Genomic DNA, 17868 nt, shown 5'->3' with positions numbered 1-17868 from the left:
AACCACCTAAATTTTAAGATGATTTCGATAACATAACGGTTAGTCTCGGTGATTTATGTCGAAAAGTCTACATGGGCATGCAGGAATAAGCCGTTACGTTTATTTGCAGATTAAAAAAGAGGCTGGAAAAGCCAGCCTCTTTCAATATGATGTATAGCATTTACTCGCTGAGTAACTGCGTAATTTTTGCTTTCAGAATATCGATAGCGATGCGGTTTTTTCCACCACGCGGCACGATAATATCAGCATACTGTTTTGAAGGTTCAATAAACTGTAAGAACATTGGCCGTACCGTTTTTTGGTACTGTTCAAGCACTGATTCCATAGTACGACCACGCTCTGTCACATCTCTTCTGACACGACGCAGTAAACAGATATCCAGAGGCGTATCAATAAAAATTGAGGCATGCATTTCACCACGTAGACGAACATCGGTCAGCAATAAAATGCCTTCCAAAATAATCACCTTTTTTGGCTCAAAGTGAATAGCATCTTGTTTACGCGTGTGCTCTACATAGCTGTATTGCGGAATATCAACTGCTTCGCCACGTTGCAGCATCTGTAAGTGCTGCAACAATAAGTCATGATCCATTGCTTTTGGATGATCGTAGTTCGTTTTAACACGAACATCCATCGGTAAATGGCTTTGATCTTTGTAATAGCAATCTTCAGATATCACGCCGATTTGAGCATCGCCAAGCTGTTCACACAGCTCACGGTAAATGGTGCTGGCAATAAGACTTTTTCCTGACGCTGAAGCGCCAGCGATACCGATGATGAGACACTGCTGAGATTGTTCTGTCATAGTGAAGCTCTGGTTACTCTAGTGGCGTGAAAATAAATGATGACGTGGGTACAAACTTTATGATTATAAGAAATTTGACCCTCATCACGCTACCATTGATTTTAACTAATATTACGAATGGCAATCTCTGTGGCGATAGATTCACCACTCCAGTACATTTTTGCAGCAATACGTGCTGCTAATTGTCGGTAAATGTAAGTAAACTCACTTTCTGGTGCAGCAACTACAGTCGGCTCGCCGCGATCAAGGTCTTCACGTAATCGGATATGTAATGGCAGTTGTGCCAGCAATTCAACACCATACTTTTCAGCTAACCGTGCAGCACCACCGGTGCCAAAAATAGCCTCATGATGACCGCATTCGCTGCAAATGTGCATGCTCATGTTCTCGACAATACCCACTACAGGGACGTTCACTTTTTCAAACATAGCAATACCCTTAGCAGCATCTAACAATGCAACATCTTGTGGTGTTGTAACCACGACTGCGCAAGTCACCGGTGTTTGCTGTGAAAGGGTGAGTTGAATATCACCTGTGCCTGGTGGCATATCAATCACGAGATAATCAAGATCGGGCCACCATGTTTCATTCAACAACTGCCCCAATGCACGGCTGGCCATCGGGCCACGCCAGATAGTGGCACTGTCGGCCTCAACCAGATAACCAATTGAATTGGTAGCAATACCGTGCGCACTGACAGGTACCATATGTTGCCCATCCGGTGAGGTGGGACGCTGATCTTCTGTACCGAGCATCATAGGCACAGACGGGCCGTAAATGTCGGCATCTAAAATTCCTACTTTTCCGCCTTCTGCAGCCAATGCTAATGCCAGATTCACTGCTGTGCTCGATTTGCCTACCCCCCCCTTGCCTGATGTCACTGCAATAATATTTTTGACACCTTTCACGCCCGGCTGGGTATTAGCACGTTTGAGTGTGGCAACATTGTATTCGATAATCCAACGGATCTGTTTTGCCCCTGTTGCGGCTAAGATAGGGGCTTCTACAGCTTCTTTTAAGGCATCAAACCCCGATTGCCACGCAAAAGGCATATTGAGCCGTAATGTAAGTTCTTCACGTTTGATACTAGCTTGTTTTAATGCCTGCAACTGGCTCAATGGCTGCAATAATGTTGCATGAGTGAAAGTATCTAAAATGGGAACTATTTTAACGCTAATATCCGACTCTACGCCGAAAAGAGACTTAAGACTCACTCCGACTACTCCTTTTATGATGAATGTGGTGTTTTTCTTATCCAAGGTTGGGGGAATTTGATCTGCAAATCAACCCTATTGATTATAGGCTGTGGGTAGCGACAAACAGAATGATGCGGTAACATCACAAGATTCGTAAATCTGATACTACAACAGTAGAACTATTATTATGTCTCTCGATGCTAAGGCTATTTCAGCAAGAAAACTTCTGGTCACCTGTGCTTTACCATATGCCAATGGCTCTATTCATTTAGGCCACATGCTTGAGCATATTCAGGCAGATATTTGGGTGCGTTTCCAGCGTATGCGTGGGAATGAAGCCTATTTTGTGTGCGCTGATGATGCTCACGGTACACCTATTATGCTCAAAGCGCAGCAAATGGGAATTGCACCAGAGCAGATGATTGCTGATGTCAGCCGTGAGCATCAACAAGATTTCGCCGGTTTTAATATCAGTTTTGATAACTACCATTCAACTCACAGTGATGAAAACCGTGAGTTAGCGGGCATGATTTATGGCCGATTGAAAGAGAATGGTTTTATCAAAACGCGGACAATTTCTCAGCTTTTTGATCCCGAAAAAAGTATGTTTTTGCCTGACCGTTTCGTGAAAGGAACGTGCCCAAAATGCAAAGCAGAAGATCAGTACGGTGATAACTGTGAAGTGTGTGGTGCAACTTACAGCCCAACTGAGCTGATTAATCCACAGTCTGCAGTATCAGGTGCAACACCCGTCATGAAAGAGACTGAGCACTTTTTCTTTGATCTGCCCTCTTTTGAAGGCATGTTAAAGGCGTGGATCCGCTCTGGTACACTGCAAGATGAAGTGGCCAATAAAATGCAGGAGTGGTTTGAGTCAGGCCTGCAACAGTGGGATATTACCCGCGATGCACCTTACTTTGGTTTTGAGATCCCTGATGCGCCGAGCAAGTACTTCTATGTCTGGCTTGATGCGCCTATCGGCTACATGGGGTCATTCAAAAATCTTTGCGATAAGCGCAGTGATCTCAATTTTGACGAGTTTTGGAACACTGATTCTACTGCCGAGTTATACCATTTTATTGGTAAAGATATTGTCTATTTCCACAGTCTGTTCTGGCCAGCAATGCTCGACGGTAGCCAATTCCGTAAACCAACCCATGTTTTCGTGCATGGTTATGTGACCGTAAATGGCGCAAAAATGTCTAAATCACGCGGCACGTTTATTAAAGCCGGCACATATCTGAAGCATTTAGACCCAGATTGTTTACGTTATTACTACGCGGCAAAACTCTCTTCTCGCATTGATGATCTAGATTTGAATCTGGATGATTTTATCCAGCGTGTTAATGCGGATATCGTGAATAAGCTGGTGAATCTGGCCTCACGAAATGCCGGTTTTATTGCTAAACGCTTTGACGGTATGTTGGCAGATAATCTGGCTGATTCGGCGCTGTTTGCTGAATTTACTGATGCCGCAGAGATGATTGCACAAGCGTATGAAGCGCGTGAATATGGCAAGGCTATCCGCGAAATTATGGCACTGGCAGACAAAGCTAACCGCTATGTGGATGAGCAAGCGCCATGGGTCGTGGCTAAACAAGAGGGCCGTGATGCCGATCTCCACGCTATCTGCTCAATGGGAATTAACCTGTTCCGTGTGTTGATGACTTACCTAAAACCTGTAATGCCAATGCTCAGTGAGCGTGCTGAAGGTTTCCTCAACACAACGTTAACATGGGATAACGTAGCGACCCCCCTGTTAAATCACAAAGTAAATACCTTTAAAGCACTGTTCAACCGTATTGATCCTGACAAGGTCAATGCCATGATTGAAGAGTCAAAAGAAGAGGCTGCGGCAGCAATGCCGGTAAAAGAGCCGACTGAGCTGGATAAAAACCCAATCTGCGAGACTATCGGTATTGATGATTTCAGTAAGGTTGACTTGCGTATTGCGCTGATTGCAAAAGCAGAGTCTGTGCCTGAAGCGGATAAACTGGTGAAGTTGACACTCGATCTGGGCGGAGAGACCCGTCAGGTATTTGCCGGTATTAAATCAGCCTACAAACCCGAAGATCTGGAAGGTCGGATGACCGTGATGGTCGCCAACCTTGCGCCACGTAAGATGCGTTTTGGCATCTCCGAGGGTATGGTGTTGGCAGCCGGTGACGGCGGCAGTGATCTGTTTATTCTTAGCCCTGATTCAGGTGCAAAACCAGGCCAGCGGGTAAAATAACCCCTCTCTCATTGCTATAACATAAAAAAACAGCACGCATTGCGTGCTGTTTTTTTATCTACTGCACATTTCGCCACGCAAGGTACGCTTAGCGCACTTCGTGCTGTAACCACTCTGCCAGTTCGCTCAACTCAGCCAGATATTCTGGTTGCTCAGCGGCACATTGCATCACTGCCTGCTTAATACTGTCAGCACTATATTGCACGCCAACTAACAGCTCAGAAAGACTCTCGAAGATGGCTGGCGTTAGGCTATCAGTAAATATTTGTGTTTCTGATATCACACCTTTTTCAACATTGCAGTGCAGTGTCATGCCACCCCAGTTAAAACGTTGATCAAGTGTATGCGTGAACTGTGGCGCTTTGCCAAAGTTCCACTCCCAGCTTTTTTGCTGAGCATATTGATCGGCGAAGTTGGGCAAGTCAGGCATATGTTCCGGCGAAATAATTTCGGGAACAACAGATGTTTGATGATGGTCAAAAAATGCCTGCTGTATAGCATCGCAAATCTGCGCATGATCAATACCGGCCACCAGCTCATTGAGGTTTGCCACCCGTGAACGTACTGAGGTAATGCCTTTGCTGGCTAATTTTTTAGGATCAGGGTTTAGGTAATCCGCCAAACGTGAAAGATCGGCAGCCAACAGCAACGTGCCGTGGTGAAAACCACGATCAGGTGTTTCACGGTATGCTGAACCGGAGATTTTACGCTCGCCGTCTGCGGTTTCCACTATTAGGTCATTACGGCCAGATGCACTGGCATCAATACCCATTAGATGCAGTGCATTGATGATTATCTGGGTTGATACCGTTTTATCGTATTCAGGTTTTGCTGCCATAAAAGTGAAATTGGTATTACCCAGATCATGGAATACCGCACCGCCCCCACTTTGTCGACGTGCCAACTTGACACCATCTTCATCCATCCGACGGGTATTGCACTCTTTCCACGGGTTTTGCCCCCGCCCTATCACCACGGTATCGGCATTGCGCCATAAATACAGCACGGTTTGATCGGCCGGCATTTGCCGGAAAATGCACTCTTCAACCGCAAGGTTGAACCAAGGGTCAACCGAGTGTGAAATGAAAACTCGCACTGTTTTGGGTGTGATGCTCTGCATGATAACCCCTTGAATAGGCTGTCTATCTTATTATCAGTTACTCTAGTCGATTACCTCTGCTGACAACAGTAAAATCAGGTATATCATCTGTTATCCCCAATCTATAAAACGGTTCTCTATCCCGCAAACGTAAAAAACCGCCTAAAAAGGCGGTTATGTATATGGCGGCTAAACATAGCTGCCAACTAAACATGCTTTTGGTAAATTACTCGAGCTCTTGTGAACCACCACCACTGACGGTCAGCACTTGGCCACTAACCCATGCCGCACCAGCAGAGGCTAAAAACAGCGCCGCATATGCGATATCTGAAGGTAGACCTAAACGCCCTAGTGGGGTTTTTTTCAGCATTTGATACTCAATTTCTTCGGTTAACACCGTTGATAATGCATGAGTGCGTACTGCACCAGGTGCAATAGCATTAACACGAATGCCGTGTGCACCCAAATCAAACGCGATATTGCGCGTTAGATGATTCAGAGCTGCTTTTGATGAGGCATATGAAGCCATATTGCTATTAATGTTCTCACCAGCCATTGAGGTGATATTCACTACCGAACCACCACCGTTATCCGCCATGTGTGGTGCACACAACTGACATAACCTAAATGCAGGGAATACATTGAGCTGATAAGCTCGCTCAAAATCATGCATTGGCATATCAAAGGGTTTTGGCCCACCACCACCTGCATTATTAACTAATAACGTAATTTTTCCGAATGCTTGCAATGTCTTTTCAATCAATGCATTCAGATCAGACTCTTGGGTAATATCACAAGCAACTGCAATAGCTTGACCACCCGTACCGATAATTTCATCAGCCACACTTTGTGCTGTTTTTAAATCAATATCAGAGATCACGACTGCTGCACCTGCATCAGCAAACACAGATGCAATGGCTTGGCCTATACCTGCCCCAGCGCCAGTAATAATGGCAACATCACCATCTAGTCTAAATACTTTTTCGATCGACATATGCTTATCTCATATTAGATATCTACTTCATTATAATAAATGCGCATAATCTGCCAGATGTGGCGAATTATGCGCATTGATAAGTGTAAATGTATCTAAATATAAACTTAGGGATATATATCCCACATTAGCATATTACTGCTGCGTGATCCGAAACGGTGGTGTTGTACCGTTTTCTGAACGAGGCATTACATCTAATGTTTGTATATATTTTGCAATATCAACAGCTTGTGCCTGCCAACCCGCACTCATTACACGAACCATGTCAGCATAACCATCTTTTTGCTGTGGCAAAGTTTGCACAAAACTTTGTTGCCAATGTTGATTATTATGCGTCAGTGTCCAACGACCACTGATCAGCACAGTACCATCGTAACGCCCTTGGAAACGATCAACTTGCACGCTCAATTGCCATGGCGTGGTTAACGTTGTGTTTGATGCAACCTGCCATTGTGGAAGTTGCGTCGTTAACGTTGCCGCTAAAGTCCGTGTTAACTGCGCAGATAAGTTATCTACCCATAAGTTTTGCTGTGTTACTACCATCTCAATATCGTTTGTTTGGTAAGCAATACCAGGGCCTGCCAAATAATCCGCGACAGAAACAGGGTTCACTAACAATACATTATTACTTTGCTGTTCTATTTTGGTCGCTGCAGGCTTTACCGCTAACTGATAGTAAGCAATATCTGGTGTACTGCTACAGGCAGAGAGTAGGAATGTACAAGCTACCACCCACTTTTTCATCATCAACCCTTTCCAATTCTCAATCATGTTATCTTGCCTTCTTAGGTTCAGGATCAGCTACCGAAGAAGATCCAAATATCAATGAGTTCGGTTTTTGATTAATCTTTTGTATTACTGGCTGAGTATCACGCAGCACTTTATCAAGTGATTGCAGATTATTATTCAAGCGATCATAAACTGGTGAGCCTGGATTTAAGCTTTTCAGTGTTTGCTGCAATTCGCTCAATGTTACACGTAGCTCTTTTGGCAATTGCTCATTATTGGCTTGTGTTGCCAATTTATCGAGTGTGCTTGCCAATTTAGACGTTGAACGTAACGTGTTTTGCATCTCTTTTGTTGTGTTAGTTGTTGCTTGTAACAACGCTTCAACAGGTAATTTATTGAGCTTATCTAGCACTTGTTGCACTTTAATCTCGATAGAGCTAAATCCACCTGCAACCGTTGGCATAACCTGAATACCATCAATATCTTTATGCAAGGTTATTTTAGGTGCATTTTCTACCATGTTTAAATCAACAAATAACTGGCCTGTGAGCAAGTTGCCTGTTTTTAACATCGCTCGCATGCCCTGTTTAATCGCCATATTAATGTCTGAACGTAATTCAGGTATCGTTAAGCGATCAGGCAAACGCCCAACTTCCAAACGGATCAATACAGGGATCCCACCGCCTGTCTCTGCTAACTTCAACTTATTATCAAAGTTATACGGTACGCTCATTACTGTACCAATACGTACACCTCGATACTCAACAGGAGCACCAGCACTTAACCCACGAACTGACTCATTAAAGAACAACACATAAGGAATAAATTTATCGTATAAGCCTTGTGTAATACTTTGCTTGTTTGCATACAATTCAAAAGAGGTATTTTGTGGGATAGACTCCCCTAAAGGCCAGCCTGTAGGAACTTCAAAGCTCACCCCACCACTCACCAGTGAACTTAGTGATGCCATATCAACACGGAAACCCTGTGCTGACAGGTCAACCGATACACCACTTGATTTCCAAAAACGCACATTACTGGTCACTAAACTGTCATAAGGTGCATTAATAAACAGTTGATAACGCATTTTACGTGCTTTGAGATCAAATTGACTCTGTTCAACAGTACCGACTGGATAACCACGGTACAACACAACATCACCTACCGTTAAGCTTGATGCATCGTCACTCATTAACTCAATACGTAAACCAGGTGCATCAGCAGGTGCAATGGGTGGTGTATCTAATAATGTAAAATCACGTGCAGGCTTTGCACTATTACCGGTTTTTAATTCAATATACGCACCCGAAAGTAGAGTGCCTAACCCTGTAACCCCTTCACGGCCAATTTCAGGTTTAACAACCCAAAATTGACTTTGATCATTTAGCATATTCTCTGTACCCGGATTTAAGCGGGCTGTAATAATTACATGCTTTAAATCAGAAGCAAGTTTAACAGTTTGTACTGTACCAACTTTTACACTACGACTTTGTATTTCAGTTTTTCCTGCCACAATGCCTTCAGCATTATTGGCTGTAAAGGTAATTAATGGGCCTTGATTACTGAACGTGTAATATACCATCCATAAACCAATCAAGATCGCTACGATAGGAACAATCCACACTGGCGATAATTGTTTTATTTTTTTTACTTGAGCCTCAGACTCACTATTATGACTCACGGTTTAACTCCTGTGAACGAGAAGAGGAATCCCAAAACAGTCTAGGATCAAAAGCCAATGCCGCTAACATGGTCATTATCACCACACCCGCAAACAGCATTGCCCCCATACCCGGATAAATACTCATCAAACGCCCGATACGAACCAATGCTACTAAAATAGCAATAACAAAAATATCAACCATGGACCATCGACCAATGCTCTCAACCATTTCGTAAAGCCAGTGTTGCGTGCCTTTATGTTGAGTGTCTGGGCGTGATGCAGCCCAGCATAACCAAAACATTGTTAACATTTTACTTAAAGGAACCAATATACTGGCAATAAAAATAACCACAGCAACAGGGTAAGATTTCATTCCCCACAGTAAAAGCACCCCTTCCATAATAGTAGAATATGAGGCATTGCCTAAACTCTCTGTGACCATCATCGGTAATAAATTCGCTGGAATATATAACACAACTGATGTTAGCAATAATGCTAATGTAATTTGTAAGCTAAAGGGGGTGCGCGCATAAACCCGAGAATTACAACGAGGACAATTTTTTTCACTTAATGGCATGATCTGAGAACAACAACGGCACACTTTAACTTGTTGTGATAACCCAGATTGACCAGCAATTAATGGTTTGACTTTTTTAGTCGGCTGAATAGCACTCCATAACCACTCTTTATCTAATTGCTGAAACGATCTAATTTGAAATACACAAAATAGGCAAAATGCCCAAAAACTGAGATCTAAACTAATATCGGCTAATGAGACTAATTTAACAAAACTAACCAGTATTCCAATTAAAAATATTTCAACCATGCACCATGGCATCAGCATAAACAAAGTACGGGATAAAAAAACTTTCGCAGGTAAAAATTTAAACCTTATAGCCAACGAAAGATAGATAATAAGCCCCATACAAAAAGCAGGTATACCTTGAATCATTAATAAAATAATTAATGACAGCAATTGGTAATGCTCATTAAATAAAACGGTTCCAGCCTGAATAAATAATATTGTATTTGTATTACCGACCGCTTGCATGGTAATAAACGGATACAAATTGGCCATTAGCAACATAATTAAACTGCTAAGTGCAAAAATAGCAGGTCGTAATGCAGGTTCAGGATGCCGAGAAACAATTTCAGCATGGCAACGCGGGCAATCACACCGAGAGCCTGAAGTGAGCTCAGGTACATTCACTACCAAATCGCACTGATGACAAATCATCTGCACAACGGGCATCGGCGTAAGAGAAGCCTCTGAGTAGGTGTCATCTTTCACTGTAGTCAATCACTGTAGTCAAATATATATTTTGGTGAAGTAAACAATTATATACTAACTCCACCTCTTTTTTGGGCTTTATTGTGCGGTCATACGCAGATACAATTCCCCCTAAATGTGATAAATCTAGAAACAGTATGTGCAATATCGTAATATATCTGTTAACGATGACACTTTGTTTGCCGGAAATAGGTATTCACACGTAAAGAGAGCAAAATAATACCACCACCAATGATTAAGCGAATCCAATCTGGGTGGTGATTCCATACTGCAAAATTAATTAACAAACCAGCAGGGATAAGTGCATTATTCATAACAGCTAACGTACCAGTATCAACTTGCGTTGCACCTTTATTCCACATGAAATACCCAACACCAGACGCTACTAGCCCAAGCCACAGTAATACGCCCCATTGTACGTGTGTTGTCGGCAGTTTTTGAATATCACCAAACAGGAAAAAGGCGAATACAGCAACAAGTGTTGCCCCTAGGTAAAACCAACCAAAAATAGCATTTTGTGGTAAAGTACGTGGTAAAGTTTCAATAAAACGCTTATAGCCCACTTGCCCCAAAGCAAAACAGACATTAGCAGCCTGCACCACTAAAAAACCGGCAATAAACTGCTGACTTACCGCATCATAGCGAATAACTAAAGCACCGATAACAGCCAGTAATGCACTAATGAGATATCCTGACATAAACTGCTTTTGCAAAATATCATAGATTAAGGTGACATAAAGTGGCGTAAGTACCGTAAAAAGCACCACCTCTGGCACACTAAGCAGTAAAAACGCGTGATAGTAAAATAAGTACATGACCCCTAACTGGCAAGCCCCTAATAGCATTAAAACTATTTTTTGCTGCCAATTGATTAAGCGTGGGCGCAAAAATGGCAACATGACAACTAGTGCCAAAACGACACGCATTAAGACACAAAACCATGCATCTACTTGTCCTGAGAGATATACCCCTATCAGACTGAAAGATAACCCCCACAATATTGTGGTTAAGATAAGTAATTGCACGCCCATATTCCGCAAGTTAAAAGAAAAAGCGGCTAATTGTAGCAAGATTCGTCAGACCATGTCGTCAGACGAGCTGCATCTAAAATATCGGTTTTAACATAAATGGTAGAATAAAAAGCGTTGTATTTTGTTGTCTGAAATAAAAAAACAGGCCTAACAGCCTGTTTTTTCAATGTATACAACGGGATATAAAACCAATATTTAGTATGAAATATAACCTACAGGCTTTACTTCATCTTTACCGCAGCGCGTCGGGTACGTACTGCGTTAGCTAAGTCGCGCAGCAGTAGTTCTGTATCATCCCACCCTAAACATGCATCTGTAATACTCTGACCAAAAGTTAATGGCATGTTAGCCACTAAATCTTGCCTTCCTTCAACTAAATGGCTTTCAGCCATAATGCCAAAAATAGCCTGATTACCCGCAGCAATTTGCGCACAAACATCAGCAGAAACAACGCGCTGGCGTTGATACTGCTTTGAACTATTAGCATGGCTAAAGTCAATCATCACTTTGCTTGGCAATTTATTTGAAACAAGCTCATTAACCACAGAACTAACATGATCAGCACTGTAATTAGGCTCTTTACCACCACGTAAAATAATGTGGCAATCTGGATTTCCGGCTGTGGCAACAATGGCTGAATGGCCAAATTTAGTCACCGATAAAAAATGGTGTGAGGCATTTGCTGCACTAATTGCATCAATAGCTACTTTAATTGTGCCATCAGTGCCATTTTTAAAACCTACAGGGCATGATAAACCTGATGCTAACTCTCGGTGTACCTGAGACTCTGTCGTGCGTGCTCCGATAGCACCCCAGCTCATTAAGTCTGCCATATATTGTGGGGTGATCATGTCTAAAAACTCACCGGCAGTTGGCATACCTAAATCATTAATATCAAGCAAAATTTTACGGGCAATACGCAAACCATCATTAATCTGATAGCTATCATCTAGATATGGATCATTAATTAACCCTTTCCAACCCACGGTGGTCCGCGGTTTTTCAAAATAAACGCGCATCACCACTTCGAGATCATCAGAAAGCTCTTCACGTAACTCCAGTAAACGCTTGCTGTACTCTAGTGCCGCAATAGGATCATGAATAGAGCATGGCCCGATGACGACTAATAGGCGATCGTCTTGATCATTCAATATACGGTGGATAGATTCGCGTGATTCAAATACTGTAGCCGATGCCTTTTCTGTGACACCATATTTCTCGAGTAAAGCAATCGGAGGCAATAACTCTTTAATCTCTTTGACTCTGATATCATCGTTCTGATAGCTCATATTTTTACATCCTGTCAAAATACTACCGTTCGAATCGGCACGGTAAAACTGTATTCTTTCAATCTGCCTGATCTTCTAGCGGATGTAAACTTATTCATAAATGGAATCACAACGAAACAATATGCTGCATATTTATGCGTATACAACCTTGAATCTTAGGGAAATAACACAAGGGTTTTATAACTATATGCAGTTCTTACGTAATACAGCACAGTAAGAGATATGTATTTAATTATTTAAATGCAAGACAGGATAAAACAGTATTAGCAAAAATACGATCTCAAAACATACTCAAAAATACGTCATATATTTTGCATGTTTCATCTATATCACGTTTTATCACGATACTTTTTGGTATTTTTTGCAATAGCACCTTTATTGTGACACATAATAGTTATGCATATTGCCGATAACAGTGTAGGCAAATATAAATATCACACCAAACATCATTCAAGCATTGCAGTGTTGAAATGACTCTGTGCTTAAAGCAGTGCGTACAAATACGCCGACACCTTACGATATTCATTCCTATTTACCTTTTTTACACCGTTAAACAATGAAGTCAGTCATGACGCGAATAGAGCAGCAAACGCCATTTGTGAACACCCTTACCTTAACGCAAAAAATTGCATACTCGCAATAGCTTGTAATGTTTTTGTTTACTCTGCCACAACAAATGAACTATCATGCTAGTACACAATTACACATAAGGAGTGTGTTAATGGCACAGCAAAATATCATTACCCCAACAGTCTCAAGCCGCCCTTCTATTCTTGGTGGTGCGATGATTATTGCCGGTACAGCCGTTGGTGCGGGCATGTTCTCTCTGCCTGTGGTGACATCTGGCGTGTGGTTTATCGGTTCAGTGGTGATTTTGTTAGCAACATGGCTGTGCATGTACGCCTCTGGTTTGATGATTTTAGAAGCTAACTTGAACTACAAAGTGGGTGCAAGTTTTGACACTATGGTCAAAGGATTATTGGGTAAGCAGTGGAATGCCATTAATGGAATTACTATTGCATTTGTACTGTATATCCTAACCTATGCTTATATCTCTGGTGGTGGTTCAATTATTAGCCACACATTAAATGCTGCATTAGGTCTCTCAATTAATCAAACTGTAGCCGGTTTATTGTTTGCACTAGGTTTGGCATTTTTTGTTTGGTTATCTACTAAAGCAGTTGATCGCCTAACTACTGTACTGATTGGTGGTATGCTGATTACATTTTTCTTCTCGACTTTTGATTTAATCGGTCATATACAACCTACGGTATTGTTCAACACCCATGATACACAAACCCAGTATTTACCCTTTGCGTTAGCGGCTCTACCTTACTGTTTAGCATCGTTTGGTTATCATGGTAACGTGCCAAGCTTAGTCAAATATTATGGAAAAGAACCCCGCCCTGTTGTACTAAGTTTATTAATTGGTACGCTGATCGCCTTGGCTATTTACATGCTCTGGCAACTGGCCATTTTAGGTAATATTCCACGTGATGAGTTTAAAGCTATTGTTAATCAAGGTGGCAATATTGGCAGCTTGTTAAAAGCACTCAGTGGCGTAGTATCAACCCAAACCATTGATAAAATGCTGACCGCCTTCTCTTATATGGCCGTTGCCAGCTCATTTTTAGGCGTAACCTTAGGGTTGTTTGACTATATTGCCGATCTCTTTAAATTTGATGACAGCTTAATCGGCCGCTCTAAAACAGCAGTTATTACCTTTATTCCTCCAACGATTGGCGGTTTAGTCTTCCCGAACGGTTTTATCTATGCCATTGGTTTTGCTGGTTTAGCCGCTGCAATTTGGGCTGCCATTGTTCCTGCGATGATGGCCCGCGCCAGCCGCCAAAAATTTGGTAGCCCAACCTACCGTGCTCCTGGTGGTAATCTGATGATTATTGTGGTTATTATGTTTGGGATCACCAATTTAATTGCTCAAATTTTGGCTATGTTTAATCTATTGCCTGTTTACCGATAATCTTAACCATTTGATTAATTTAAAAAATCCAGCATATCTCCCTATGCTGGATTTTTTTATAGTCAGCATTTTGCATTTACCACCTTATTTTCTGCTCTATAAAGCCATTATTATGGGATATTTACATATACCTATAATTGTTGATTCTCAGGGAAGCTGTGCATGCTCAACAGTAAAATCAAAACTAACTTAATTACTGGATTTTTAGGCAGTGGAAAAACAACCACTATCCGCCATTTATTAGCGTCAAAGCCTGAACATGAAAAATGGGCTATTTTGGTTAATGAGTTTGGTGAAATAGGTATTGATGGCGCATTACTGCGTGATCAAGGGGCTGTAGTCAAAGAGATCCCCGGTGGATGTCTCTGCTGTGTCGCCGGATTACCTATGCAGGTAGGATTAAACATGCTCATCAGCCAACACCGACCAGACCGTATTTTAATTGAACCCACAGGGCTTGGGCATCCAAAACAGGTGTTGGATATGCTGACCGGAGAGCATTATCAGTCGGTTCTTACGCTGGGTGCGACCTTATGTGTGCTCGACCCTCGCCATTTGAAAGATACTAAATACCGTGAAAATGAGAATTTTCGCGATCAAATCGCCGCAGCAGATGTGCTAATCGCCAATAAAACCGATTTATGTTCACCACAAGATCTCACGTTATTTGCTGAGCTTTCGCACTCATTATCTGAAACTGCACTGCAAAAAGAGTATTTAGCTGCACATCATACCGAGTATGCCGTACAAGGTAATATTTCGGTTGCCTTACTTGACTTACCGGCCTTCCCTCGATACATCACAACATCAGCTGCACATCAACATAAAGCGGTTGTATCCCCCATTAGTGCTGTACTTAATTTACACGGTAATGAACGCTGGCGAAGAGCTGAAAATCAAGGCCAAGGCTATTTTAGTTGTGGTTGGATATTTGATGCAGACACTCTGTTTGATATGACAAAAATTCTGGAGTTAGCAAGGACAGCACCCGTGATCCGTGTGAAAGGTGTTGTACGCATTGCTGGGGGAGCATTGCAGTTTAATCGCCAAGAAGGTGAGTTTCAGATTGAAACAGCTGATGTTGTGCCAACTGATAGTCGTGTTGAGTTTATTCACGATAGCCGCGCGGCATGGAACACTTTCCAACAGCAACTATTACAAGCACGGATTTGTTAAATATTGTGCGTTTTCATACTACTTTCTCGTGTAATGCTCCAGTGATACCGTTTTAAAGACTGATAAGTTAAAGGCTCTATTACCACAGTACCCATAAGAATCCACAAGACATAACAAAATTGTGGGATACAAATATTGTATCCCACAGATAAAAATTAGTTTAGCTCATCATCTGGCCAGTATTTAAAGCCTTGAAGCATTGCTTGTAGTGCCAGCCCATGCTCAGTTAACTCATATACTGTCACATTTTTAAAATCTGCAGGAACAGTCTGATTATTGGCTGCACCGCTGTCTTTCCATTTTGCGACCATTTCCGCGTTTGCACTTGCATCCCAACCAGAACGAATGAAGTTATCCATTGTTTTCTTATCATGGAAGATCACAATAACGCGCATATCTTGAACACCTAAGCCTAACCCTGCGCTGAGGCTCATCATACGCATATAAGTATCTTGATTGCTTTGATTATCATGAACTACACCAAATCCATACCCTAATCCAATCAAGGCAAGGCGGTTACTTTGTGTAGAGAAAACAGCATATCCTTTTGAATTACGGATTAAATCTCTCGTTTTTGGCTGCTGCTGATAGAGCTTATTCAATGTATCTTGGCGGATAGACTGAATATAGGCACGTTTTTGTTTTGGTGTATCTCCCGTTGCGCCACAACCGACTAATCCGAATACGATCAGTAATGAACACAATATTGCTTTTAATCGAACACTCATCCGCTTATCCAAGAACACACTTATGATGACAAACCGCGGACTATAAGCAATTACTCGCTCATGTTTTTAGCATTTTGTGCTAAAAGTAATGCAATTAAATGATGAAGTGTAAGGCTTGATGAATGCAGGCTTAAATAGCTTAAATAAACAACATCTATAAAAAACTGCACCTTACTCTGTTGGCTCTCCAACTTTTGGGGTGCAGTTCATATTCAAAAAATATCGATGAGTACAAGAGAAAATCTTAGGCTCAATTTTTGGAATATGAGCGAGATATCACCTGTATTGCGCTATTTATCGCTTACAAAAACATCATAATAATCATGGCAACCACACCACCGGTAACACCGATGATCGTTTCCATCACCGTCCACGTTTGTAGGGTTTGTTTTTCGGTTAGACCTAAGTAACGGTTTGCCAGCCAGAAACCGGAGTCATTCACGTGTGACAGTACAATCGCACCACCACCAATAGCAATGGTAATGGCTGCCAGTTGTGCACCGTTTAAGCCCAAACCTTCCAGCATAGGTAAGATCAAACCACATGATGTTAACATCGCAACGGTAGCAGAGCCCTGAATAACACGTACTGCAGCGGCCAGAATAAAGGCTAAGACCACAATCGGCAGGCCAGAACTTGCCAGCGTATTACCCAATGCAGCGCCTACGCCAGAATCAACCAGAACCTGCTTAAATACACCGCCAGCACCCGTAACCAGAATAATGATACCGGCCGGTTGTAATGCTGCACTACATACCCCCATGACATCATCACGGCTCATACCACGGCGAATACCCAACAGGTAGAATGCAGCCAAACACGCAACCATAATTGCGGTGAACGGGTGGCCAATAAACTCCAACCAGTTATACAGATCAGAACCTTGTTCAACAAAGCGGGCAGCAATGGTTTTCAGACCAATCATCAGCAACGGCAAGCCAATAAGCCCCATCGCCAGACCAAAAGAAGGTAGCTCACCACGCTCTTTATCATCGGCTTGCGCATGCTCTGGCAATGGAACATCAACAATTTTAGAAATCATTGAACCAAACAGCGGGCCAGCTAAGATCATCGCAGGGATAGAGGCCAGCAAGCCAAACAGGATCATGTAACCAAAATCAGCACCTAATTGTGATGCTACCAAAATCGGGCCTGGTGCGGGGATCAGGAACGCCTGACAAGTTGCAATACCCGCCAACAGCGCGATACCAATTTTGATTACGCTACCGCCGCCACGACGCACAATCGCGAACGCCACGCCAATTAATAGAACAACGGCAACATCAAAGAACAGTGGCAGTGCACAGATAAAGCCGGTAATGGTAATCGCCCAGTTAGCGCGATCTGTACCGAACTTACCCAGCAGTGTTTGTGCGATGCGATCAAGCGCACCGGTAGTTTCCATCACTTTACCAAACATTGCGCCCAACGCGACCACTACGGCAACAAAGCCCAGTGTTCCGCCCATCCCTTTTTGGATGGTCGCAGCAATATCAGCCGGATTCATACCAGAGAATAAGCCGGCAATCATAGAGACCAGAATCAGTGCAACAACCGCGTGAAGCCGAACTTTCATTACTAAAAACAGCAACAGGAGGATAGATCCCGCGGCGGTCATGATCAACGACATATCAGACATAGTGTTCATCCTAA

General features: G+C 42.5%; 14 protein-coding genes. 3 read left to right on the top strand and 11 right to left on the bottom strand.

What is annotated here, in order from left to right; genetic code table 11:
- Positions 1 to 160: 160 nt before the first annotated feature.
- Both udk and apbC read right to left on the bottom strand, forming a co-directional pair.
- Positions 161 to 805: a uridine kinase gene (gene udk / locus ACRC53_RS03515; protein WP_438642181.1), complete on the bottom strand. Its 645-nt coding sequence runs from the start codon at positions 803 to 805 to the stop codon at positions 161 to 163.
- Positions 806 to 906: 101 nt separating this feature from the next.
- Entirely contained in the window at positions 907 to 2019 is a 1113-nt protein-coding gene (apbC, locus tag ACRC53_RS03510) for an iron-sulfur cluster carrier protein ApbC (RefSeq protein WP_438642180.1), read from the bottom strand.
- 169 nt (positions 2020 to 2188) lie between these two features.
- Here apbC and metG point away from each other — a divergent pair, with 169 nt between their 5' ends.
- Positions 2189 to 4234: a methionine--tRNA ligase gene (metG, locus tag ACRC53_RS03505; protein WP_438642179.1), complete on the top strand. Its 2046-nt coding sequence runs from the start codon at positions 2189 to 2191 to the stop codon at positions 4232 to 4234.
- Positions 4235 to 4322: 88 nt separating this feature from the next.
- Here the strand turns inward: metG and ACRC53_RS03500 are convergent, their stop codons facing one another.
- From ACRC53_RS03500 to aroG, 7 genes are all read right to left on the bottom strand, one after another.
- Positions 4323 to 5354 (bottom strand): lipoate--protein ligase, encoded by a 1032-nt coding sequence (locus tag ACRC53_RS03500; protein ID WP_438642178.1) that lies wholly within the window; start codon positions 5352 to 5354, stop codon positions 4323 to 4325.
- Between the two features lie 205 nt (positions 5355 to 5559).
- Positions 5560 to 6327, bottom strand: coding sequence for a 7-alpha-hydroxysteroid dehydrogenase (hdhA, locus tag ACRC53_RS03495; RefSeq protein WP_438642177.1), 768 nt, complete (start codon positions 6325 to 6327; stop codon positions 5560 to 5562).
- A 135-nt stretch (positions 6328 to 6462) separates the two neighbouring features.
- The gene (locus ACRC53_RS03490; RefSeq protein WP_438642176.1) at positions 6463 to 7098 is read right to left on the bottom strand and encodes an ABC-type transport auxiliary lipoprotein family protein; all 636 of its coding nucleotides are present in this window, start codon (positions 7096 to 7098) and stop codon (positions 6463 to 6465) included.
- A gap of 1 nt (position 7099) precedes the next feature.
- The gene (gene pqiB, locus ACRC53_RS03485) at positions 7100 to 8737 is read right to left on the bottom strand and encodes an intermembrane transport protein PqiB (RefSeq protein ID WP_438642175.1); all 1638 of its coding nucleotides are present in this window, start codon (positions 8735 to 8737) and stop codon (positions 7100 to 7102) included.
- Entirely contained in the window at positions 8727 to 10010 is a 1284-nt protein-coding gene (locus ACRC53_RS03480; protein WP_438642174.1) for a PqiA/YebS family transporter subunit, read from the bottom strand. The genes pqiB and ACRC53_RS03480 overlap by 11 nt, the downstream gene beginning before the upstream one ends.
- A 161-nt stretch (positions 10011 to 10171) precedes the next feature.
- Positions 10172 to 11035 carry a carboxylate/amino acid/amine transporter gene (locus ACRC53_RS03475; RefSeq protein WP_438642173.1) on the bottom strand — a complete coding sequence of 288 codons (864 nt, stop codon included), beginning with the start codon at positions 11033 to 11035 and terminating at the stop codon, positions 10172 to 10174.
- Positions 11036 to 11262: 227 nt separating this feature from the next.
- Positions 11263 to 12330, bottom strand: coding sequence for a 3-deoxy-7-phosphoheptulonate synthase AroG (gene aroG, locus ACRC53_RS03470; protein WP_438642172.1), 1068 nt, complete (start codon positions 12328 to 12330; stop codon positions 11263 to 11265).
- A 721-nt stretch (positions 12331 to 13051) separates the two neighbouring features.
- Between aroG and mtr the strand changes: the two genes are divergently transcribed.
- Positions 13052 to 14311: a tryptophan permease gene (gene mtr, locus ACRC53_RS03465; RefSeq protein WP_438642171.1), complete on the top strand. Its 1260-nt coding sequence runs from the start codon at positions 13052 to 13054 to the stop codon at positions 14309 to 14311.
- Positions 14312 to 14473: 162 nt separating this feature from the next.
- On the top strand, positions 14474 to 15487 hold the full coding sequence (locus tag ACRC53_RS03460; protein ID WP_438642170.1) for a CobW family GTP-binding protein: 1014 nt from the start codon (positions 14474 to 14476) through the stop codon (positions 15485 to 15487).
- Between the two features lie 155 nt (positions 15488 to 15642).
- Here ACRC53_RS03460 and ACRC53_RS03455 read toward each other — a convergent pair whose 3' ends face one another.
- Together ACRC53_RS03455 and gntU are read right to left on the bottom strand one after the other, a co-directional pair.
- Positions 15643 to 16215, bottom strand: a complete 573-nt coding sequence (locus ACRC53_RS03455; RefSeq protein ID WP_438642169.1) for a hypothetical protein — start codon at positions 16213 to 16215, stop codon at positions 15643 to 15645.
- 301 nt (positions 16216 to 16516) lie between these two features.
- Positions 16517 to 17854: a gluconate transporter gene (gene gntU / locus ACRC53_RS03450; protein WP_438642168.1), complete on the bottom strand. Its 1338-nt coding sequence runs from the start codon at positions 17852 to 17854 to the stop codon at positions 16517 to 16519.
- Positions 17855 to 17868: the final 14 nt, after the last annotated feature.

This window comes from Plesiomonas sp., from assembly GCF_051652165.1.
Taxonomy (GTDB): Bacteria; Pseudomonadota; Gammaproteobacteria; order Enterobacterales; family CAMTGL01; genus Plesiomonas.
Note: the sequence above shows the minus strand (reverse complement) of the source record. Positions and strands in the feature narration are given on the sequence as shown.

What these genes read in the sequence shown, in the direction of transcription:
- ACRC53_RS03455 (WP_438642169.1), bottom strand. Translation starts at nt 16,215, where the DNA reads ATGAGTGTTCGATTAAAAGCAATATTGTGTTCATTACTGATCGTATTC.
- aroG (WP_438642172.1), bottom strand. Translation starts at nt 12,330, where the DNA reads ATGAGCTATCAGAACGATGATATCAGAGTCAAAGAGATTAAAGAGTTA.
- gntU (WP_438642168.1), bottom strand. Translation starts at nt 17,854, where the DNA reads ATGTCTGATATGTCGTTGATCATGACCGCCGCGGGATCTATCCTCCTG.
- udk (WP_438642181.1), bottom strand. Translation starts at nt 805, where the DNA reads ATGACAGAACAATCTCAGCAGTGTCTCATCATCGGTATCGCTGGCGCT.
- ACRC53_RS03490 (WP_438642176.1), bottom strand. Translation starts at nt 7,098, where the DNA reads ATGATTGAGAATTGGAAAGGGTTGATGATGAAAAAGTGGGTGGTAGCT.
- mtr (WP_438642171.1), top strand. Translation starts at nt 13,052, where the DNA reads ATGGCACAGCAAAATATCATTACCCCAACAGTCTCAAGCCGCCCTTCT.
- ACRC53_RS03500 (WP_438642178.1), bottom strand. Translation starts at nt 5,354, where the DNA reads ATGCAGAGCATCACACCCAAAACAGTGCGAGTTTTCATTTCACACTCG.
- metG (WP_438642179.1), top strand. Translation starts at nt 2,189, where the DNA reads ATGTCTCTCGATGCTAAGGCTATTTCAGCAAGAAAACTTCTGGTCACC.
- ACRC53_RS03460 (WP_438642170.1), top strand. Translation starts at nt 14,474, where the DNA reads ATGCTCAACAGTAAAATCAAAACTAACTTAATTACTGGATTTTTAGGC.
- hdhA (WP_438642177.1), bottom strand. Translation starts at nt 6,327, where the DNA reads ATGTCGATCGAAAAAGTATTTAGACTAGATGGTGATGTTGCCATTATT.